The sequence below is a fragment of the Actinoplanes sp. NPDC048791 genome, assembly GCF_040650095.1.
Taxonomy (GTDB): Bacteria; Actinomycetota; Actinomycetes; order Mycobacteriales; family Micromonosporaceae; genus Actinoplanes.
The window spans coordinates 1-4,975 of record NZ_JBEZGQ010000635.1; the positions used below are offsets into that span (position 1 = coordinate 1).

Sequence of the window (4,975 nt, forward strand, 5' to 3'; positions counted from 1 at the left end):
CGACGGACGCCGCGTCGGTGCAGGACGAGCCGGCGCCGGACCCGACGGACCCGACCGTTCCCGCGCCGGACCCGACCGACACCGTGGAGCCCGCGCCGGACCCGACGGACACCGTGGAGCCCGCGCCGGACCCGACGGACACTGTCGAGCCTGTGCCGGACCCGGCCGACACGGCCGCCCCGGTCGGCAAGTTCGGGCTCAACTCGCGGGCGCTGTGGATCGGTCAGTCGGTCAGCCTCACCCAGGGTGCGGTCACCGACGACACCACCCCCGCCGAGCAGGTCACCCGCACCGCGACCTGGGGTGACGGCACGTCGACCACGCTGACGGCGGACACGGCGCAGTACACCCACAAGTACACCGCCAACGGCAAGTTCACGGTCACGGTGACCTACCAGGACGCCGCCGGCAACAGCAGCAAGGCCACCTCGACCGTCACCATCACGACGCCGGGCAAGTTCAAGTTCAGCAAGACCACCGTCTGGGCGCACGAGCCGTTCTCGGTCACCTTCTCCAACGTGCCCAACGGCACCACGAAGATCGTCTTCGACCAGGGCGACGGCTGGGTGGAGACGCTCACGGGCAAGAACCAGAGCGCCTGGCTCTACTACTACACCCGCAAGAACGGCAGCTTCATCAAGGGATCCGTCACGTCGCGGGCGACCTTCTACAACAAGTACGGCGCCTCGTCGGCCATCGTGGTCGGCAAGGTCACCGTCAAGCAGGACGGCTGGAAGCCCACCACCACCGTCAAGAAGCCGAAGAACAGCAACCGGATCAAGAGCTGGAAGTACGCCACCGGTACGGCCAAGGACAAGGGCTCCGGCGTGTACCGCGTCGCGGTGTTCGCCTCCCGCCTGACCGGCAGCAAGTTCTACTGCTACAGCTCGAACAACACGTGGAAGCTGGTCAAGACCGACGCGCAGGCCGAGAAGTACTGCGTGGCGCACTACGTGAAGGCCAAGAAGGGCAAGTGGAGCCTGCGGCTCAAGGGCGTCTCGAAGGGCACCCTGTGGGTCGACGCGTCGACCCAGGACGTGTCCAGCAACTGGGGCAAGTTCGCCACGGTCAAGGCGAAGATCACCCGCAGCTGATCACCTGAGCACTGTGGAACGGGGCCGGCCTGCGCCGGCCCCGTTACAGCTGGTACGGCAACTCGGCGATGTGGTGATCGGTGAGCTCCCGCATCGGCGCCCACACCTCGTAGACGCCGCGCTCGTAGCAGCGCGCACCCACCGCGGCCACCGCGTCGGCGTCGGGCCGCACCAGCCGCAGCCGGGCCCAGCTGTCGTCGCGCTGCAACACCCAGCACGGGACCTCGCGCCACAGCGCCTTCTCGGCCCGGCGGCTCAGCGTCGTGACCGGATAGCGGGCGGCGCGGGTCAGCGCCCGGGCCCGGAACTCCTCCGGCGGGTCGGCGATGGCCTGGTACTCGTGATCGTTGATCCGCCCGATCAGCCGGGCCGAGCCCGCGTCGGTGCACGGCACGTACTCGCGGTCCGGGCTCACCCCGGGCAGGCCCTCCAGCAGGTGCCGCCAGCGCGGGCCGGCCAGCCGCAGCCAGCCGTGCTGCTCCGGCTGGTACGTGTAGAGCACCACCTCGTCGCCGGTGCCCGGGTAGGCCAGCAGCTGCGCGTTGGCCGGCAGCGGCAGGTCGGCGAAGTCCGCGGTGACGAACTCCGGGATCAGGTCGTCGGTGCTCGGCGTGAAACCGGTGCCCAGCACCATCGGGCCGATCCGCGAGTGGGCCGGCAGGGCGGACAGCCCCGGCTGGACGACGCCCATCGGGATCTCGTAGTCGCTCGGGTCGACCGCGCGCCAGCGCAGCGCGTACGCCACCTGCGGGTCGCCGGCCCCGTCCGTGCGCAGCAACGCCAGCTCATCAGGCAGACGCAGGTGGGCGATGTCGCAGGCGCGGTAGCAGAAGCCGTACGGCATCCAGCCGGCCAGGTGACCGGCGAACTGGGCGGCGGAGAGCACCTTGGTCATCCGGGTGCCGCGGCGTACGGCGGCCGTGGCCCGGATCCGCTGCAGCGCCACGTCGTCGCGGTGACCGGCGGACTGGGCCATCGACTGCACCCGTTCCCAGGTCAGGTCGCGGCGCAGCGGAGCCGTCAGGGGCGGCTCGAGAGGGTCGGTACCGACGTCGGCGGCCTCACCGGTCACGGTCACCAGAGCAAACTAGGCCCGGCGGGTGTACTCAGGATGAACGCCGGGTTACCCGTGGTGCTGTGTGATCCTGGACAGCGATGAACAGTTCTCAGCCTTCCGAATCGCGCAAGGCCCGGGCCGCCCGGCGCGCGGGTGAGTTCCCGCCCGCACCCGAGCCACTGGCGGTTCCGGTCTTCGACAGCCACACCCATCTCGACATCACCGTCCACGAGGCCGGCGTGCCCGGTGGCTCAGGACCGGGCGGCGCCGGCACCGACGACCCGGTGCAGGCCCTGATCGACGCCGCCGCCAAGTCCGGTGTGGACCGGCTGCTGCAGGTCGGCGTCGACGTGGCGTCCTCGGTGTGGAGCGCCGAGCTGGCCGAACGCAACCCGTCGGTGCTGGCCGCCGTCGCGCTGCACCCGAACGAGGCGCCACGGCTGGCCGACCTCGACGAGGCGCTGCGTGAGATCGAGGCCCTCGCCGCCCAGCCCCGGGTCCGCGGCCTCGGCGAGACCGGCCTGGACACGTTCCGCACCGGCGACGACGGCCGGGCCGCCCAGGAGCTCAGCTTCCGGGCCCACATCGCCATCGCCAAGCGGTACGCCAAACCGCTGATCATCCACGACCGCGAGGCCCACGCCGACGTGCTGCGCGTGCTGGACGAGGAAGGCGCCCCGGAGGTCGTGGTGCTGCACTGCTTCTCCGGCGACGCCGACTTCGCCGCCGAGTGCGTGCGCCGCGGCTACCTGCTCAGCTTCGCCGGGACGGTCACCTTCGCCAGCGCCGGTCATCTGCGCGAGGCGGCCGCGCTCACCCCGCCCGAGCAGCTGCTGGTCGAGACGGATGCGCCGTACCTGACGCCGGTGCCGTACCGGGGGCGGCCCAACGCCTCGTACCTGATCCCGCTCACCATGCGGGCCCTGGCCGGGACCACCGGCACCGACCTGGACGCGCTCTGCGCGGCCGTCTCGGCCAACGGGGAGCGCGCCTTCGGGCCGTGGCGCTGATCAGCCCAGCGGATAGGCGGCGCAGTCGAGCTGCTCGCCCAGCCCGCCGAGCACCTTCGCGAACGCCGTGGGCGCCGCCGCCAGCGGCCCCCGGGAGACGAACCGGACCGCCCAGCGGTGCCCCGGTGCCACGTTGAAGATGCGGTAGAGCACCAGCGAGCCGCGCTCGTCCGGCTCGACGCTGGTGACGCCGCGATACCACCACTCGCCCTGCTGGGCGATCGAACGCGCGGCATGGTCGAGGGTGACCGTGATGGTGCTGCCCTCCAGCGTGACAGTGAACTCGTCACCCCGGGCCGGCGTCGCGGAGCCGGTCGCCGCCAGCGGCGAACGGCCACCGGGCCGGGCGTCGAGCAGCACACCGGCGACGTCGTCCGGGGCGGCTTCCACCACGCCGCGCAGCTCGAGCAGCTCCGTCATGCCCTCGTTCTACCGTGTCGGGGCCGGTCACCGCTGCCCCGTGGCGTCCGGTCACTCCCCGGCGGCCGTAGGCTCTGACCTCATGGCTGACGCACTGCTCGGCCCGGCGGAGATCCGGGAGCTCGCCGCGCGCCTCGGCGTCGCGCCGACCAAGAAGCTCGGCCAGAACTTCGTGCACGACCCCAACACGGTCCGCCGGATCGTCGCCGCAGCCGCACTGACCAGCGACGACGTGGTCCTGGAAGTGGGACCCGGACTGGGTTCGCTGACGCTGGGACTGCTCGGGACGGCCGCGCACGTGCACGCCGTCGAGCTCGACCCGGTGCTCGCCGCCGCGCTGCCGGCGACGGTGGCGGAACGCGCCGATGTCGCGAAGCTGACCGTGCATCACGCCGACGCGTTACGGATCCGCGCGGCCGAGCTGCTCCCGGCGCCGACGATGCTGGTGGCGAACCTGCCGTACAACGTGGCGGTGCCGGTCGTGCTGCACCTGCTCGCCGAGCTGCCCACACTGCGCGGCGGCCTGGTGATGGTGCAGAAGGAGGTCGCGGACCGGCTGGTGGCCGGCCCCGGCTCGAAGGTGTACGGCGTCCCGTCGGTCAAACTCGCCTGGTACGCCGAGGCGCGCGCGGCCGGCAAGGTCCCGCCCGCGGTGTTCTGGCCGGTGCCGAACGTGGATTCCGGCCTGGTCGCGTTCGCGGCCCGCACCCCGCCCGCCGGCGTGGACCGCCGGACCGTCTTCCAGGTGGTCGACGCGGCCTTCGCGCAGCGCCGCAAGACGCTGCGGGCCGCGCTGGCCGGTTGGGCCGGCGGCGCCGGCGAGGCCGAGAAGGTCCTGGTCACCGCGGGGATCAGCCCGCAGGCCCGCGGCGAGTCACTCTCGGTGCAGCAGTTCGCCGCGATCGCGGCTGCCGCCACCGGCCCGGGGTACGGCGGTAAGCTCAGCGCGTCCGGCAGGCGGCACGAGGAGGTGGACTCATGACAGCGGAACCGAGCGGCCACGTCATGTGGACCCCCGACCCGATCAAGCAGCGGCCGGCCGCGCCGTTCGGGATGCGGCCGGCGACCTCGGACGTCACTCCGTGACGGAGGCGTGGGGGCCGGACGACGACAAGCCCCGCCGGTTCGCCGGCCCGGTGAAGGTCCGCGTGCCCTCGAAGATCAACTTGCATCTCGGGGTCGGCCCGTTGCGCGCCGACGGGTTCCACGAGCTGAACACGGTCTACCACGCGATCAGCCTGTTCGACGAGCTGACCGCGCGCCGGGGCGACACCCTCGCGCTGACCATGGAGGGCGAGGGCGCCGGTGAGCTCGCTCTCGACGACAGCAACCTGATCATGCGGGCCGCCCGGGCGCTGGCCGCCAAGGCGCGCGTACCCGCGCATGCCCGGCTG

5 protein-coding genes and 1 pseudogene are annotated in these 4,975 nt (G+C 72.3%); 4 read left to right on the forward strand and 2 right to left on the reverse strand.

Annotated features, from left to right (window positions below; all coding sequences use genetic code 11):
* On the forward strand, positions 1–1,094 hold a 1,094-nt coding region (locus tag AB0C29_RS33210), incomplete at its 5' end, for a PKD domain-containing protein (protein WP_360828674.1).
* 43 nt (positions 1,095–1,137) lie between these two features.
* Here the strand turns inward: AB0C29_RS33210 and AB0C29_RS33215 are convergent.
* On the reverse strand, positions 1,138–2,172 hold the full coding sequence (locus tag AB0C29_RS33215; protein WP_360828677.1) for a hypothetical protein: 1,035 nt from the start codon (positions 2,170–2,172) through the stop codon (positions 1,138–1,140).
* A gap of 77 nt (positions 2,173–2,249) precedes the next feature.
* Between AB0C29_RS33215 and AB0C29_RS33220 the strand changes: the two genes are divergently transcribed.
* Positions 2,250–3,161 carry a TatD family hydrolase gene (locus AB0C29_RS33220; RefSeq protein ID WP_360828680.1) on the forward strand — a complete coding sequence of 304 codons (912 nt, stop codon included), beginning with the start codon at positions 2,250–2,252 and terminating at the stop codon, positions 3,159–3,161.
* On the opposite strand, the gene AB0C29_RS33225 is transcribed toward AB0C29_RS33220, so the two are convergent.
* Positions 3,162–3,581, reverse strand: coding sequence for a hypothetical protein (locus AB0C29_RS33225; RefSeq protein WP_360828683.1), 420 nt, complete (start codon positions 3,579–3,581; stop codon positions 3,162–3,164).
* 82 nt (positions 3,582–3,663) lie between these two features.
* Between AB0C29_RS33225 and rsmA the strand changes: the two genes are divergently transcribed.
* Both rsmA and AB0C29_RS33235 read left to right on the forward strand, forming a co-directional pair.
* Positions 3,664–4,563, forward strand: a complete 900-nt coding sequence (gene rsmA, locus AB0C29_RS33230) for a 16S rRNA (adenine(1518)-N(6)/adenine(1519)-N(6))-dimethyltransferase RsmA (protein ID WP_360828686.1) — start codon at positions 3,664–3,666, stop codon at positions 4,561–4,563.
* A 100-nt stretch (positions 4,564–4,663) separates the two neighbouring features.
* Positions 4,664–4,975, forward strand: a pseudogene (locus tag AB0C29_RS33235) (4-(cytidine 5'-diphospho)-2-C-methyl-D-erythritol kinase); the annotation flags it as partial.